This is a genomic window from Streptomyces sp. NPDC044064 (assembly GCF_056434245.1).
Map to the genome: position 1 here is coordinate 117,946 of NZ_JBWKFN010000023.1, position 13,453 is coordinate 131,398.

Here is a 13,453-nt window from a genome sequence, read left to right on the forward strand (position 1 = left end):
GCCGAGTTACGGTCTGCAACTTACTCCACACCGAGAGTTGCAGTGAAACTCTCAAATTGGAACTCTCATGACGGGGAAAGAGGAGCACGCACCTGCACCGCGCGCCCCCGGCGCACGCAACCTTGCCGTTGCCTCCCGACAACCAGGACGATCTAGTCGATCGACACGAAGGGTTGAAACCATGCCACTTGGCCCCACCACACGAAGGCGTCAGCTCGGCGCTGACCTGCGCCGCCTCCGTGAGTCCAAGGGCTTGAGTCTGGAAGAGGCCGGCGCGCGCGTAGGCATCTCAAAGGCGACGCTCAGCCGCTACGAGACGAAGGAAGGCGCGGTCAAGTGGCCTGCTGTCGACGCGCTTTGCCGCGAGTACGGCGCCACAGATGAGGAACGTGGCGCTTTGGTGGAGCTCGCCAAGGACGCCAAGATCCAGGGATGGTGGAGATCACTCGCCGATCCCATCCCCGAGTCCATGAATCTCATGCTCACGCTTGAGGACGAGGTCGTACGCGAAGACCACTACGCGTGCATGTACATCCCCGGGCTTCTCCAGACACGCGCCTACGCCGAGGCTGTGCACCGAGCCTCAGAGGTGCAGTGCCCCGAGAGGGAAGTCCAACACATGGTCGATATCCGCATGAAGCGTCAGGAGTTGCTCGAGCGAGCTGATCCGCCTCACCTCTGGTGCGTCATCGATGAGGCGGCACTACGGCGCCAGGTAGGCGGCCACGATGTCATGCGCGAACAGCTTCAGCACCTGCTCACAATGTCGCAGCGTCCCCTTGTAACCGTCCAGGTGCTGCCGTTCTCATCGGGTGCGCATGCAGCGGCAGTCGGAAGCTTCGCGGTCCTGCGCGGCCCGAAGCCGGACCTGGACGTCGTGTACGTAGATCTGATCGGAGGTGGGCTCTTCATGGAGAAGCAACAAGAACTGGAGCGCTATAGGTTGGCGTTCGAGTACCTCAGTGCGCAGGCACTCGACCTCGAGTCCTCGGCCGAGATCGTCGACCGTATAAGCAAGGAGCTCTGATGACGGAACCCTCGACGTACCAGTGGTTCAAGTCGTCCTACAGCGGCGGCAGCGGGACTGAGTGCGTGGAGTGCGCGTGGGTTAGACACGGCATACTCGTGCGTGATTCGAAGCGTGACCGAGAGCCTGTGATTACTGTCCGGGCTCAGGCCTGGCAGACCTTTACACACACCCTGAGGCGAGGGGAACTGGCGCTCGGACGTCGGGGTACACCCACGTCGTCTGAGCCACCGGCTGGATAATGAGCGCCGTTCGGTACCCCGCTAGCCTGCATCCCATGATTCGCGCGGTCGTGTTCGACGTCGGTGAGTGCCTGGTGGACACGGGAGTACGGAACCTGGGCTGACTGGCTGGGTGTGCCGCGGCATACTTTTCATGCGATGTTCGGGGCCGTCATCGCTCAGGGACACGACTACCGGGAGACCTTTCAGAGCATGGCGGATTGACCTACTTAGCTGGGTCGATCACTGACCTGGACGGGCGCAAGGGCCCTACGCCGAACTCAAGGGACTGGAGGCCTTGCCGACTGGCCTCATCGATTGCTGCACCTCACCGCAAGATCAACTACCCCACTTCGGGAATATTTCCGTGGCGTCATGGACGGCCATGGAGCAACCGGCCTAGCGTCGCCTGGGAGGTAGGGAGCAGCTCTACCTTGTCCAGAGGGGGCATGATGACGCGTGAGGCACTGACCCGGCTGACCGGCAATGGGAACGGGAACGGCGAGTGCGGGGGCGACGACTGCCCCAATGTGTACCGGACCGCCTCGGGGTCATTCGTGGTCCAGGGGAGTGTGTCGAGCGCCTTCGACCCGCCGGATGGGGAGGCCCTCGTGGAGATCCCGGAGGCGGTTCTGAGGGAGGCTGTCCGTGTTCTTGGCTGGTGAAGACTGGCGAAGGACATTCGACGCCATGCAGCAGGAGGCGTGGCGGCTGGAGACTCTGCCTGTCTACCGCGTGCCTCAGGAGGAAGAGGCGATCCGTCGGTTCCTGGCCGGCGAGCCCGTCACGCGCGAAGCGACGCAGCCCTGGTTTGATCGAGTCAAGGCATACGTGGCCGACGGCCGCACTGTCGGACGGGTACACATAGTCACACAGCCTCTCTCGGACTACCTCCGCTTCGAGTTCGAGCACTACCGCCACAACGTCGCGGCCGGGGAGGGCATCCGCATCCTTGACGTGACCAACCGCCCCAACCCCCTTGATGGGGTCCAGGACTTCTGGATGTTCGATCGCTCACGGATCGTGCTCATGCACTACGAGCCGGACGGTACCCAGATCAGTCGGGAGGTGCACGAAGGCGACTCGGAGCCGTTCAGGGAATACCAGCGCATCGCCCTCGCGGAATCGGTGCCCTTTGAGGAGTACGTGAAGGGCCTTGACGCTTGACCCTGAACAGCTGGGGCAATCAAAAGCAGACCTGGCTGAGACACTGAGGGAACTTCGCAAGCGAGCCGGACTGTCCCAAGTCCGGCTCGCCAAGCGTTGCAATGTGTCTCAATCCAAGATCAGTAAGATCGAGACCGCCGATATCACGCCGAGTCTGGTCGACGTCGAACTCATTCTGCGCGCACTTGAAGCCCCTCAGCAATTGGTGGCCGAAGTCACGGCTCTGGCGCGGCTGGCAAATACCGAGTGGCAGCCCATCCGCTCATCGTGGCGGCGCGGCCTGGAGAAGCGCCAGTCGGAGCTGGCCGGCCTGGAGGCTGAAGCCAAGGAGCTTCGCTACTTCCTTCCTGCGATGATCACGGGCTTGTTGGCCACTCCCGAGTACATCCGAGCCAGCCTCGAATATTCACCGGGAGATGTCTCCAAGACGGTGGCCCGAAAGCTGGAGCGGCAAGCAGTGCTCTACGACACCACGAAACAGTTCACTTTCCTGCTCACGGAGCAGGCAGTCAGGTGGGCTGCGATCCCCCCGCCTGCCATGGCTGTGCAGATCGATCGTCTGGCCTCGTTGTCCCATCTCCCGAATGTGCGGATAGGCCTCATACCCATTGGCACGATCATAAGCCGCGGCCCCATGAACACATTCACCGTGTACGACGACAGGCTGGCCACTGTCGAGACCTTCACCGGACGGACAGTCTTCCGCGACTCACGCGACATCACTGAACACCTGGCAGTTTTCAAGGAGTACGCCCAGAGGGCCCAGTTCGGGGAGGCGGCAAGAGCCCTTCTTCAAGAATGGGCGAGCCTCTACCGTTGATCTTTAGTAGGGAACAAGAATAATGCTCGGCTCTCCTGCCCGGCCGGTGAATCATGGATGCATCGAGAAGCCGGGGAGGATTGATGGCAGGAACGCAGAAAAATCAGAGGAACACATCTGCGGAACTGCCTCCAGAACCGAAGGAAGCGCCGGGTCTCTTTACTGAACGGCCCCTGATGACTCTGCGCGTCTCTCACGACTCCGGGCAGACCTGGGGACCCAAGCGAGCCGTATTCGAGAGCCACGGCTTGGCCCCCTTGGTTACTTCAGAATGGCCGCCTTGCCATTGCCCGCGCTGCGCTCAACTCGGTACGGCCTCCGACCGCTGAAGGCGGTTTGCCTCCCCCTCCATCAACTCCCGCCCATCAAGGGCGGCGGTCACTGACGGCCGCGTCAGCTGAGCAGGAAGGTGCAGTGATGCTGGACGGAACCAAGCTGTACGGGCTCGACATCAGCGGGGCCTCCTTCGTGAAGGCCTGCGGAGGTCCCTGCACGGAAGGGTGCGTGACCCTGGCCCGGATCGGCGACGACGCCTGGGCGCTGGGTGACAGCAAGCGGCCGGATGTGGAGCCGCTTCGGTTCACCACGGAGGAGTTGGACTCGGCCGGCATCGATCCGGCGCGCTTCGGACTGCGTGTCTGACCCTCCCCCTCGGCCGGTCCCGGCTCCTGCGTGGAACCGGGACCGGTCCCTTCTCGGTCTTCGACGCCCGACGGGAACGACTCGTGCATCACCACGGCTATCTATGGGTTGGCGCGAAAGAACGCTTCGACCAGGAGGCCCTCCGACGGCCTCCGCATCCCGAGCCGCCGCCTGCCGGAAGCAAGCCGGAGCTGCTCCAGCGCTATCGCGAGGTGGCAGCGGCGTTCCCTACTGCGGATCTGCCGCCCCTGGAGACGGCGTACTGGCTCATCAAGACGCGGTCCCTGATTCGCGGCACATGGGACGAGGCCAAGGAAGCGGCAGGCTGGATCGAGGAGCGCGTGGCCGAATACGTGCCCCGGTTCACCTCCGGACGGGACCGTGACACCACCTATCTGGGCTTGCTAGTCGAATCCACTGCTGTGAGGCTGGGTTCGGGGGCTGACGTATCGCTCGGGTTCTACCTCGAGCACCCCTCGTACCTGTCACTTGCGGTGGTGACGTGTTCTCCGAACCGTTCGAAGCCTGAACTGACGTGTCCCGTCAAGCAAGGAGAGTCAGTGTGACCAGCTTGATTCCCTGGCAGCAGCGGCTGTCCACCGGCACGGAAGACATCCAGGACGAGGTCATCCACTGGTATCAGCAGACGCGGAACGGCAAGGCGTACGTCCCGGAGATGATCTGGGGCACGCTCCAGACCGAGGCCTACGCGAGCGTGATCCTGCGAAAGGTCGTCGAGTTTCTCGGTGTGCCGGACGACGTGGCGGCTGGTGTGGCCAAACGCATGGAGCGTCAGCAGGTCCTGTACGACGGGGAGCATCACTACGACGTGATCCTTGGCGAGCAGGCCCTGTACACCAATGTCGGTGGGCCGGAGGTCATGCGCCGGCAGATGGAGCGGCTGCTCCGCGACATCGATCTGCCCTCGCTCACTCTCGGCATCCTGCCCGCCACCGCCGAGGTGGGTGTGATCCCCATGCCCGGCTTCAACATGTACGGCAGCGGGCGGGTCCACTACGAACTCGTGTCGTCGGGTGTGGACATCACCGACGCCGACGAACTCGCACTCCACGACAAGGCATTCGATGCCCTGAGCAGCGCGGCCAGCTATGGAGATGCCGCCACCAGCCTGATCAGCAAAGCCCTTTCCTTCTGGAGCAAGGGGTAACGACCCGTAAGCGGCGCCCGTCTACGCCTCTCCGGCCTGGATGGTGCGCCACAGCTCCGACATCTCCCCCACCACACCAGGTGCCATCAGCAGCAACGGCTCGTCATACGCAGGCGCCTGCGGCAGCGCCACCGCCCCCGCCTCCCTCGCGATCAGGTACGCCGGAAGCCCGTCCACCGCATGGAACTCGCCGACGGCTGCCGCGGAGGCTCGGCCTGCTGCCACCTGAACCAGGGACAGTGCCGTCGAGCCCATCACCCTTGCCGTGCAGTGGCGGGCGGACAGGGCGGTGAGGAGAGCGTCCAGGCCCGGCCAATGGGCGTGGGCTGCCCATTCCGTCAGGAAGAGGTGGCCGGTGAGGGTGGTGTGGGTGGCTGCGCGGGTCGGGGTGCCGTTCAAGTAGGCGCCCCGACCTCTGATCGCCGTGAAGGTCTCGCCTCGCCATGGGTCGGCCACCAGGCCGAGCAGTGGGGTGCCGTCGGAGGCCGCCAGGCCCAGGGAGAAGGAGCACCAGCCGATGCCGTGGGCGTAGTTCGTCGTGCCGTCCACCGGGTCCACCACCCAGTACGGGGCGTTCGGGGTCGCCGGCTCGTCGGTGCCGTACTCCTCGCCCTCGATGCCGTGGGCCGGGAAGGCCGACCGCAGGACCGAGCGGACGTGGGCCTCGATGGTCTCGTCCGTCTGCGTGACGATGTCCGCCGGGCTCGCCTTCTCCCGCACCCCGCCGTCACGCGGGCGGCGGATCACCTCCGACGCCCAGGCTGCCAGGTCGGTCGCGACCGCCAGAGCCCGGTCGAGGTCCAGGTCCAGGTCCAGGTCCAGGACGTGGTCGTGGTCGGGGTCGGGGGCAGGGGCGTGGTCGTTCACTGGGGTTCACCGCCGGTCGGGTCAGGGACGGTCCCCGGCAGGATGCCATGTACTGCGTCGCCTTACCTTCCGGTGCTCGCGGGCGGATTCAGGCGTCGGGCGAGTACCCGCCCCCCTGCCTCGGGTTAGGCTCTCCGCTGATCTTGGAGCCGAGAGCGGACGAGCGGATGAGCGGAAGCGGGGGTTGCGACATGGGTGGGACTGTCACTGCCGTGAGCAGCAACGGGGAGTACTCCTTCACCAAGCCGAATCGGGAGAGCATCACGCTGCTTGCCGGGCTCGGGGTCGAGGGGGACGTCCATGCCGGCGTCACCGTCAAGCACCGGTTCCGCATTGCCCAGGATCCGACTCAGCCCAACCTGCGCCAGGTGCACCTCATTCACGAGGAGCTCTTCGAGGAGGTCTCGGGGAACGGGTTCCGGGTGGCGGCCGGGGAGCTCGGGGAAAACATCACCACACGGGGGATCGATCTGCTGGGGCTGCCCACCGGGGCGTTGCTGCGGATCGGGGACGACGCCGTCGTCGAGGTGACCGGGCTGCGCAATCCCTGTGCTCAGATCGACACCTTTCAGAAGGGGCTCCTGAAGGAGGTCGTGGGGCGCGGTGAGGACGGGCGCGTCGTGTACAAGTCCGGGGTCATGGGTGTGGTGAGGGCGGGGGGCGTCGTGCAGCCCGGTGACACCATCGCCGTGGAGCTGCCCGACAGCCCGCATCGGCCGCTCGAGCGGGTCTGAGAGGCGCCCGCTCAGGAGCCGAAGTCGGGCTGGATCTCCAGGGTGAAAACCGCGTCCTCGGGGCCGACGCCTTCCTCGTCCTCCCAGACGATCACGCGCACATGCCGCTCCCCGATGCCGCGCAACTCCCACTCGGTCACCAGGTCGGTGACGACGAGCGCGGCGACGTACCTCGCGCCGTGGGCCGGGTCGTCGGTGGTGACGGTCCCCCGCCGGCGCTCCGGGTGGCCGCCATAAGGGCGCCAGCCCTCCGAACCGTGCGGTTCGTCGACCCGGTACACCCAGTGCTTCTCGGTGCCACCCATGGCGCCGATCCTTCCACGGCTCGACCGTCGTGCCCGTCATACGCCTCGACGTTGAAGGGGCCGGAGCACCCGTCGGGCCCAACGAGGCCGCGGTGAGGGTGCCGTGCCACTGCCGTCCGCGTACGGGTACGGGCTTCATCAACGGCTCTTTCTACGAGCGAAGTTGAGGCAAGCAGGGCTGCCACCAGTCCCGGAGCAAGCCCCGAGCATGCCCGAAGCAAGCTCGGACCACGTCCGAAAAAATCTCTCCCCGATTCCTGTCACATCTCCGCGCACCCATCCGTCAGTGCTGTGTAGACGCCGATCAGGCACTCACCAAGGAGAGCAGCCATGACGAACACCTCGATCTCCCGTATGCCCAACCCGGCCGAGTTCGTCCCCGAGCTGAACGACATCAGCGCCGCCCTCTTCCGGGCCACGGGCAACCGCTCGGTGCCGCGCAGCACGATGAGCCTCGTCCACCTGCGCGCCGGGCAGATCGTCGGCAACACCTACCTGACGGTCCTGAACACCGGTTTCCTGCGCAAGGCCGGGGAGTCCGAGGAGCGCATCACGGCCGTCTCCTCCTGGATGGACGCCCCGTACTTCACCGACGCCGAGCGCGCCGCCCTCGCCCTGGTGGAGGCCACCCTCCAGCCGGCCCCGCACGGGCAGGAGCGGGTCTCCGACGAGCTGTACGCGGAGGTGGCGAAGCACTACGACCAGAAGGCGCTGGCCACCCTCACCATCGCGATCGGCCAGATCAACTTCTTCATCGCCCTGGCCGTCATCGGCAAGCCGCAGCCGGTCAGCTCCCTCGCGGCCGAGCAGTGGGACTGACCAGTAGCCCCGGGGCCCGAATCGCGGCAGGCGGAAACTTGACAAGCCCCGACTCAGGTTCAGCTCGTCCGCCGACCCCGGCGTTAGCCTCGGGGCACAGACAAAGGGAGGCAGACATGGCGAAGGTTCCCAGCTCGGTGATCGCCGCGACCGGGCTCGTCGGTGGCTACGGCGTCGCCCGTTGGACCAAGAAGCGGCAGCTCGGCGGGGCCGTCCTGGCCGTCGCCGGTGCCGCCGCCGCGCAGCAGTGGCGCCAGCAGGCGGGCGGCAGGGCCGCTGGTGCGCTGACCGCCGCGTACGTCGCCGCGTTCGCCGGATCCCACCCGCTGGCGAAGAAGGTCGGCGCCTGGCCGTCGGTCTTCGGTGTCGCGGGCGCCGTGGCCCTGGCCTCCTGGGCCGTCGCCGACCGCCGGGGCTGAGGCATCCCCACGCCGTAAACATCCCGACGCCGTTCGCCGACCGCCGGGGCTGAGTCGGCCCACATCCGAATCAGCCCACCCCGGCTCGCCGACCGGACCGCCGTAGCCGGGTCACCCCACCCCGTTCGCCGACCGGAACGACCGCCGGTAAGCCTGCGGACTCGTCCCCACCACCCGGCGGAACCGCTCCCGGAAAGCCGTCGGCGACCCGAAGCCCGCCTGGGCCGCGATCCGTTCCACCGGGTACGGCGTCGTCTCCAGCAGGTACTGCGCCCGCCGCACCCGCGCCCGGTGCAGCCACTGCAGCGGAGTCGTACCGGTCTGCTCGCGGAAGCGGCGGTTGAGGGTACGGCTGCTCATGCGGGCCTGTACCGCGATCTCGTCCAGGGTGAGGTCGCGATCGCAGTTGTCCTCCAGCCAGGCCAGGAGCGGCTCCAGGGTCGCGCCGGCCGGGGCCGGAGGCAGGTCGTGGACGATGAACTGGGCCTGCCCGCCCTCCCGTTCCAGCGGCATCACGGCCGACCGTGCCGCATGCGCGGCGACCGCCGAGCCATGGTCCCTGCGGATCATGTACAGGCACATGTCCATGGCCGCAGCCGCGCCCGCCGAGGTGAGGAACTGGCCGTTGTCGACGTAGAGGACGTTCGGGTCGACGGTGATCTTCGGGTACATCGCGGCGAGGTCCCCGGCTGCCCTCCAGTGCGTCGTCGCCCGCCACCCGTCCAGCAACCCCGTCGCCGCGAACACGAACGCGCCCACGCAGATCGACGCGATGCGCGTCCCGTTCGCCGCCGCCGCGCACACCGCCTGCGCGACCCCGGGCGGCAGCGGCGCGGTCGGGTCGGCGACGCCCGGCAGCATGATCGTGTCCGCCTCCGCCAGCGCCTCCAGGCCGTACGGCGCCCGCACCGTGAAGACCCCCGCGCCCGCGCTCACCTCCCCCGCCGGGGAGCAGACCCGCACCCGGTAGGCGGGCCGCCCGTCCGGCAGCCGGGCCCAGCCGAAGGCGTCGATCGGGACGGACAGGTCGAACGGGATCACCTGGTCCAGCGCCAGGACGGCCACGGTGTGCATGGCAGGAAACTAGCTGCACGACAGATTGTCGCCAACCTGGCCCTGCAGGCCCGTCTCCCCTGTTCCCCGCGGACAGAGAGCTGGCGAGAATCCGTTGTCCGGTGGCAATCCCGCCACTTCTCCCGGGATCCGCCGCCCGCCTAACCTCGCCCCGTGACCAAGTTCCTCCTCGCCGTCCACGTCCTCGCCGCGATCGTCGCCATCGGGCCCGTCACCGTCGCCGCCAGCATGTTCCCGCCCGCCGCCCGCCGGGCCCTGGCCGCCCCGGACGACGCCCGGGCCGCGGAGACGGTGCGGCTGCTGCACCGGATCTGCAAGGTCTACGCCGTCGCCGGTGTCGTCGTCCCGGTCTTCGGGTTCGCCACCGCGAGCAACATGGGCGTGCTCGGCAGCGCCTGGCTGATCGTGTCCATAGGGCTCACGGCGCTGGCCGCCCTCGTGCTCGCCGCGCTGGTGCTGCCCGCCCAGACCGCGCTCGTGGAGGGCGAGGGGACACGCGAGAAGACCGTACGACTGGCCATGTTCACCGGGGTGTTCAACCTGCTGTGGGCAGCCGTGACGATCCTGATGATCGTGCGGCCGGGGTCGACGACCGGAGCCTGAGTCCCTGTTGTCGGCGGCGGGTCACGACCGCCCGGCGCTCGGAACAGCGCCGGCAGTGCCTACAGTTCCGCCTGCCCCGCGCCCTTGAGCGCGTTCAGGTCGAAGACCTCGCCCATCTTGGCGAAGCCCAGGTCGCTGGGGTGCAGATGGTCCCCGGAGTCGTACTCGGAGCGCAGGCGGCGCGGGTCGTAGGGGTCCTTGAGGGACTTGTCGAAGTCGACGACGGCGTCGTACACGCGGCCCGCCCGGATCTGGGCGTTGACCTGCTGACGCACCACCTCGCGGGCCGGGGTCCAGCCTTGGTGGCCCTTGAACGGCATGAGGGTTGCGCCGACCACCTTCAGGCCACGGGCATGGGCCTGGCGGACCAGGGTGCGCAGGCCGTCGGCGATCCGGTTCGGGTCGGCGAGGACCGGGTTGCGCAGGATGTCGTTGATGCCGAGGTCGATGACGACGACCTTGGCGTCGGTCCGGGAGAGCGCGTCCCGGCCGAAGCGGCCCAGGCCGCTCTGGTTCTCGGCGGGCCTCCCGAGGCCGTCGGCGAGGACCTGGTTGCCGCTGATGCCCTCGTTGACGACGCCGTAGCGGGGCAGCGCGTCGCCGCTCTCGACGGCCGTGCGCAGCCGGCCCGAGAGGACGTCGGTCCAGCGGTGGTTGGCGCCGACGGTGGAGGTTATGCCGTCGGTGATGGAGTCGCCGAACACGACGACCGTGCCGGTGGCCTCGTTGCTCAGGACGTCGAGAGCCGTCAGATAACGCCAGTACGGGGTCTGTTCGGTGTACGGGGTGCCGGTCGCGTCCTCGGTGCGGTCGCCCTGGGCGACGTACGACAGCTGCCGCGCGTGCGGGTGGTACGTCACCGGGCCCGACGGGGTGGGTGAGTACGTGGTGACCAGAACGTCCGTACCGTGCGCGATCGCCAGCCGCACCGCGTCGCTGAGCACCTGCCCACCGGCCGGTATGACGACGCCGGCGCTGCCGTTGAAGGTGAGGCGCCGCATCGTTTCCGCGTCGGCCGCTGCGGTGCCGTCGCCCGCCGAGAGGGCGAGGGAGGCATGCGTGATGGCCAGCGGGGACTGGCCGTACAGGTTGGACAGCGTGATCCGGGCGCTCGTACCCCCGGTGCTCGCGTGCACCACGTTCCGCACCGAGCGGCCGGCCAGACCCTGGGTCTCCGTGCCCGGCTCACCGCCCATCGGCGCCGTGGCCCACGCACCGACCCAGGTGCCGGTCGAGGCGGGAGCGACGGACGAGTCGTGGTGCGGACGGCCGCCCGCGAAGCTGCCGCGAGGGGTGCCGTCGTCGGTCGCCACGGTGACGTAGATGGCGGCACACACGACCACGACCAGCGCGACGAGCGCGCTGAGAACGGCATAACCACGACGCTTGGTCACGCTGCTGCTTTTCTCCCCCGGAAAATGGGAGCCCGAGGCTCCGGTCTGAAGAAGCCATGATCGCTCATGGGCCGGGAAGAGCTGACAGGGCCCTGCCCAAAACCCCCCGTCCAGACAGACGCCGGGAACTCCTGTTCCGTTCCGGGAGTCGGTCAGGAAGGGACAATTGTGCGCGGGATCACCGAACGGGTGGAGCTGATGGAACGTACGGAGACGAAAACACCGACCCGGACCACGTCGTACCGGACCATGACCGCCTTCACCCCGGCCGACGAGGAGCGCCGGCGCGGGGTACGGCGCATGAAACTGACGGCGACCGGACTGCTGCTGTTCGTCGCGGTCGTCTACGTCCTGGCCACCTGGGCCACGCACCAGGGCGCCGGCCCCTGGGCGGGCTACGTGGCCGCAGCCGCGGAAGCCGGCATGGTCGGCGCCCTGGCCGACTGGTTCGCGGTCACCGCCCTCTTCCGGCACCCACTCGGACTGCCCATCCCGCACACCGCGATCATCCCGACCAAGAAGGACCAGCTCGGCGTCTCCCTCGGCGAGTTCGTCGGCGAGAACTTCCTCTCCGAGGACGTCGTACGACAGCGGCTGCGCGCCGTCGGCATCGGCAGCCGGCTCGGCGCCTGGCTCGCCGAACCCGCCCACGCCGACCGCGTCACCACGGAACTCGCCACCGCCGTCAGAGGCGCCCTGACCGTGCTCCGCGACTCCGACGTACAGGCGGTCGTCGGAGAGGCCATCACCCGGCGCGCCGACGCCCAGGAGATCGCACCCGGCATCGGCAAGATGCTGGAGAAGATCGTCGCCGACGGCGGCCACAAACGGGTGGTCGACCTCGTGGTCACCCGCGCCCACGACTGGCTGGTCATGCACCGCGACGACGTCATGGTCGCCGTGGAGGGCGGCGCACCCGGCTGGACCCCGCGATTCGTGGACCGCAAGGTCGGCGAACGCGTCTACAAGGAGCTGCTGCGCTTCGTCACCGAAATGCGCGACATGCCCTCCCACCCCGCACGCGGCGCCCTCGACCGCTTCCTCACCGACTTCGCCTCCGACCTCCAGTCCGACACGGACACCCGCGCGCGGGTCGAACGGCTCAAGGGCGAGGTGCTGGGCCGCGGCGAGGTACAGGACCTGATCGCCTCCGCCTGGACGGCCGTACGATCCATGATCGTCGCCGCGGCCGACGACGAACGCAGCCAGCTGCGACTGCGGGTACGGGCCGCCCTGCTCTCCCTGGGCTCCCGGATGGCCGCCGAACCCAAGGTCCAGGAGAAGGTCGACAGCTGGGTCGAGGGCGTGGCCGTGCACATCGTCACGACCTACCGCAAGGAGATCACCTCCCTGATCACCGACACCGTGGCCGGCTGGGACGCCGAGCACACCACCCGCAAGATCGAGGCCCACATCGGCCGCGACCTGCAGTTCATCCGGATCAACGGCACCGTGGTCGGCTCGCTCGCCGGCCTGCTGATCTACGTGATCTCACGCAGCCTCGGAGGCTGACCCGCGCCCCCCGGTCCCCCGCCGCCCAGGAATACTGACCCCATGACCCGCCTGATCCTCGCCACCCGCAACGCCGGAAAGATCACCGAGCTGAGGGCCATCCTCGCCGAAGCCGGACTCCCCCACGAACTCGTCGGCGCGGACGCCTACCCCGACATCCCCGACGTCAAGGAAACCGGCGTCACCTTCGCCGAGAACGCCCTCCTCAAGGCCCACGCCCTGGCCCGGGCCACCGGCCTGCCCGCCGTCGCCGACGACTCGGGCCTCTGCGTCGACGTCCTGAACGGCGCCCCCGGCATCTTCTCCGCCCGCTGGGCCGGCCGCCACGGCGACGACAAGGCCAACCTGGACCTGCTCCTGGCCCAGCTCTCCGACATCGCGGACGAACACCGCGGCGCCCACTTCGCCTGCGCGGCGGCGCTGGCCCTGCCGGACGGGCGTGAGCGCGTCGTCGAGGGCCGGCTGCTGGGTGTCCTGCGGTACGCCCCGTCGGGCACGAACGGCTTCGGCTACGACCCGATCCTGCAGCCGGAGGGCGAGAGCCGCACCTGCGCGGAGCTGAGCCCCGAGGAGAAGAACGCGATCAGCCATCGGGGGAAGGCGTTCCGGGGGTTGGTGCCGGTGGTTCGGGAGTTGTTGGGCTAAGACGTGCCGAGGGGCCGTCCAGACGGACGGCCCCTC

General features: G+C 68.0%; 18 protein-coding genes and 1 pseudogene. 15 read left to right on the plus strand and 4 right to left on the minus strand.

From position 1 onward, the window contains the following. Positions 1 to 181 precede the first annotated feature (181 nt). From AC07DS_RS32015 to AC07DS_RS32055, 9 genes and pseudogenes are all read left to right on the plus strand, one after another. The gene (locus AC07DS_RS32015) at positions 182 to 1,027 is read left to right on the plus strand and encodes a helix-turn-helix domain-containing protein (RefSeq protein WP_479150951.1); all 846 of its coding nucleotides are present in this window, start codon (positions 182 to 184) and stop codon (positions 1,025 to 1,027) included. Next, on the plus strand, positions 1,027 to 1,269 hold the full coding sequence (locus AC07DS_RS32020) for a DUF397 domain-containing protein (protein WP_479150953.1): 243 nt from the start codon (positions 1,027 to 1,029) through the stop codon (positions 1,267 to 1,269). Before AC07DS_RS32015 ends, AC07DS_RS32020 begins: the two co-directional genes overlap by 1 nt. A gap of 35 nt (positions 1,270 to 1,304) precedes the next feature. After that, a pseudogene (locus AC07DS_RS32025) lies at positions 1,305 to 1,458 on the plus strand (haloacid dehalogenase); the annotation flags it as partial. A 242-nt stretch (positions 1,459 to 1,700) separates the two neighbouring features. Then, the gene (locus AC07DS_RS32030; RefSeq protein ID WP_479151033.1) at positions 1,701 to 1,913 is read left to right on the plus strand and encodes a hypothetical protein; all 213 of its coding nucleotides are present in this window, start codon (positions 1,701 to 1,703) and stop codon (positions 1,911 to 1,913) included. Next, a complete protein-coding gene (locus AC07DS_RS32035) occupies positions 1,897 to 2,415 on the plus strand; it encodes a DUF6879 family protein (RefSeq protein WP_479150955.1) in 519 nt (172 codons plus the stop codon). The genes AC07DS_RS32030 and AC07DS_RS32035 overlap by 17 nt, the downstream gene beginning before the upstream one ends. Beyond that, the gene (locus AC07DS_RS32040) at positions 2,405 to 3,235 is read left to right on the plus strand and encodes a helix-turn-helix domain-containing protein (protein ID WP_479150957.1); all 831 of its coding nucleotides are present in this window, start codon (positions 2,405 to 2,407) and stop codon (positions 3,233 to 3,235) included. The genes AC07DS_RS32035 and AC07DS_RS32040 overlap by 11 nt, the downstream gene beginning before the upstream one ends. A 417-nt stretch (positions 3,236 to 3,652) precedes the next feature. After that, complete coding sequence (locus AC07DS_RS32045; protein WP_479150959.1) at positions 3,653 to 3,877, plus strand: DUF397 domain-containing protein; 225 nt, start codon at positions 3,653 to 3,655, stop codon at positions 3,875 to 3,877. 83 nt (positions 3,878 to 3,960) lie between these two features. Then, positions 3,961 to 4,443 (plus strand): hypothetical protein, encoded by a 483-nt coding sequence (locus tag AC07DS_RS32050; protein ID WP_479150961.1) that lies wholly within the window; start codon positions 3,961 to 3,963, stop codon positions 4,441 to 4,443. Then, a complete protein-coding gene (locus AC07DS_RS32055) occupies positions 4,440 to 5,045 on the plus strand; it encodes a DUF5753 domain-containing protein (protein WP_479150963.1) in 606 nt (201 codons plus the stop codon). The genes AC07DS_RS32050 and AC07DS_RS32055 overlap by 4 nt, the downstream gene beginning before the upstream one ends. A gap of 21 nt (positions 5,046 to 5,066) precedes the next feature. Here AC07DS_RS32055 and AC07DS_RS32060 read toward each other — a convergent pair whose 3' ends face one another. Continuing rightward, positions 5,067 to 5,912: an inositol monophosphatase family protein gene (locus tag AC07DS_RS32060; RefSeq protein ID WP_479150965.1), complete on the minus strand. Its 846-nt coding sequence runs from the start codon at positions 5,910 to 5,912 to the stop codon at positions 5,067 to 5,069. A 191-nt stretch (positions 5,913 to 6,103) separates the two neighbouring features. On the opposite strand from AC07DS_RS32060, the gene AC07DS_RS32065 reads away from it, so the two are divergent. Continuing rightward, positions 6,104 to 6,646 carry an MOSC domain-containing protein gene (locus tag AC07DS_RS32065; RefSeq protein WP_479150967.1) on the plus strand — a complete coding sequence of 181 codons (543 nt, stop codon included), beginning with the start codon at positions 6,104 to 6,106 and terminating at the stop codon, positions 6,644 to 6,646. An 11-nt stretch (positions 6,647 to 6,657) separates the two neighbouring features. Here the strand turns inward: AC07DS_RS32065 and AC07DS_RS32070 are convergent, their stop codons facing one another. Next, positions 6,658 to 6,951 (minus strand): hypothetical protein, encoded by a 294-nt coding sequence (locus AC07DS_RS32070; RefSeq protein ID WP_479150969.1) that lies wholly within the window; start codon positions 6,949 to 6,951, stop codon positions 6,658 to 6,660. Positions 6,952 to 7,281: 330 nt separating this feature from the next. Between AC07DS_RS32070 and AC07DS_RS32075 the strand changes: the two genes are divergently transcribed. Both AC07DS_RS32075 and AC07DS_RS32080 read left to right on the plus strand, forming a co-directional pair. Then, complete coding sequence (locus tag AC07DS_RS32075) at positions 7,282 to 7,770, plus strand: carboxymuconolactone decarboxylase family protein (protein ID WP_145882501.1); 489 nt, start codon at positions 7,282 to 7,284, stop codon at positions 7,768 to 7,770. A 116-nt stretch (positions 7,771 to 7,886) separates the two neighbouring features. Beyond that, positions 7,887 to 8,189 (plus strand): hypothetical protein, encoded by a 303-nt coding sequence (locus AC07DS_RS32080; protein ID WP_403963046.1) that lies wholly within the window; start codon positions 7,887 to 7,889, stop codon positions 8,187 to 8,189. Positions 8,190 to 8,300: 111 nt separating this feature from the next. On the opposite strand, the gene AC07DS_RS32085 is transcribed toward AC07DS_RS32080, so the two are convergent. After that, positions 8,301 to 9,263, minus strand: coding sequence for a GlxA family transcriptional regulator (locus AC07DS_RS32085; RefSeq protein ID WP_479150972.1), 963 nt, complete (start codon positions 9,261 to 9,263; stop codon positions 8,301 to 8,303). Positions 9,264 to 9,416: 153 nt separating this feature from the next. On the opposite strand from AC07DS_RS32085, the gene AC07DS_RS32090 reads away from it, so the two are divergent. After that, positions 9,417 to 9,866, plus strand: a complete 450-nt coding sequence (locus AC07DS_RS32090) for a DUF2269 family protein (protein WP_479150974.1) — start codon at positions 9,417 to 9,419, stop codon at positions 9,864 to 9,866. 59 nt (positions 9,867 to 9,925) lie between these two features. Here AC07DS_RS32090 and AC07DS_RS32095 read toward each other — a convergent pair whose 3' ends face one another. Further along, positions 9,926 to 11,260, minus strand: coding sequence for an SGNH/GDSL hydrolase family protein (locus tag AC07DS_RS32095; protein WP_479150976.1), 1,335 nt, complete (start codon positions 11,258 to 11,260; stop codon positions 9,926 to 9,928). 198 nt (positions 11,261 to 11,458) lie between these two features. Here AC07DS_RS32095 and AC07DS_RS32100 point away from each other — a divergent pair, with 198 nt between their 5' ends. Together AC07DS_RS32100 and rdgB are read left to right on the plus strand one after the other, a co-directional pair. Further along, positions 11,459 to 12,772 carry a DUF445 domain-containing protein gene (locus AC07DS_RS32100; protein ID WP_479150978.1) on the plus strand — a complete coding sequence of 438 codons (1,314 nt, stop codon included), beginning with the start codon at positions 11,459 to 11,461 and terminating at the stop codon, positions 12,770 to 12,772. A gap of 42 nt (positions 12,773 to 12,814) precedes the next feature. Continuing rightward, positions 12,815 to 13,417, plus strand: a complete 603-nt coding sequence (rdgB, locus tag AC07DS_RS32105) for an RdgB/HAM1 family non-canonical purine NTP pyrophosphatase (RefSeq protein ID WP_479150980.1) — start codon at positions 12,815 to 12,817, stop codon at positions 13,415 to 13,417. The last annotated feature ends 36 nt before the right edge of the window (positions 13,418 to 13,453 follow it).

Excerpts from the sequence above, each read along its gene's own strand:
- AC07DS_RS32015 (WP_479150951.1), top strand. The coding sequence starts at position 182 with ATGCCACTTGGCCCCACCACACGAAGGCGTCAGCTCGGCGCTGACCTG.
- AC07DS_RS32020 (WP_479150953.1), top strand. The coding sequence starts at position 1,027 with ATGACGGAACCCTCGACGTACCAGTGGTTCAAGTCGTCCTACAGCGGC.
- AC07DS_RS32030 (WP_479151033.1), top strand. The coding sequence starts at position 1,701 with ATGACGCGTGAGGCACTGACCCGGCTGACCGGCAATGGGAACGGGAAC.
- AC07DS_RS32045 (WP_479150959.1), top strand. The coding sequence starts at position 3,653 with ATGCTGGACGGAACCAAGCTGTACGGGCTCGACATCAGCGGGGCCTCC.
- AC07DS_RS32065 (WP_479150967.1), top strand. The coding sequence starts at position 6,104 with ATGGGTGGGACTGTCACTGCCGTGAGCAGCAACGGGGAGTACTCCTTC.
- AC07DS_RS32070 (WP_479150969.1), bottom strand. The coding sequence starts at position 6,951 with ATGGGTGGCACCGAGAAGCACTGGGTGTACCGGGTCGACGAACCGCAC.
- AC07DS_RS32075 (WP_145882501.1), top strand. The coding sequence starts at position 7,282 with ATGACGAACACCTCGATCTCCCGTATGCCCAACCCGGCCGAGTTCGTC.
- AC07DS_RS32080 (WP_403963046.1), top strand. The coding sequence starts at position 7,887 with ATGGCGAAGGTTCCCAGCTCGGTGATCGCCGCGACCGGGCTCGTCGGT.
- AC07DS_RS32085 (WP_479150972.1), bottom strand. The coding sequence starts at position 9,263 with ATGCACACCGTGGCCGTCCTGGCGCTGGACCAGGTGATCCCGTTCGAC.
- AC07DS_RS32100 (WP_479150978.1), top strand. The coding sequence starts at position 11,459 with ATGGAACGTACGGAGACGAAAACACCGACCCGGACCACGTCGTACCGG.
- rdgB (WP_479150980.1), top strand. The coding sequence starts at position 12,815 with ATGACCCGCCTGATCCTCGCCACCCGCAACGCCGGAAAGATCACCGAG.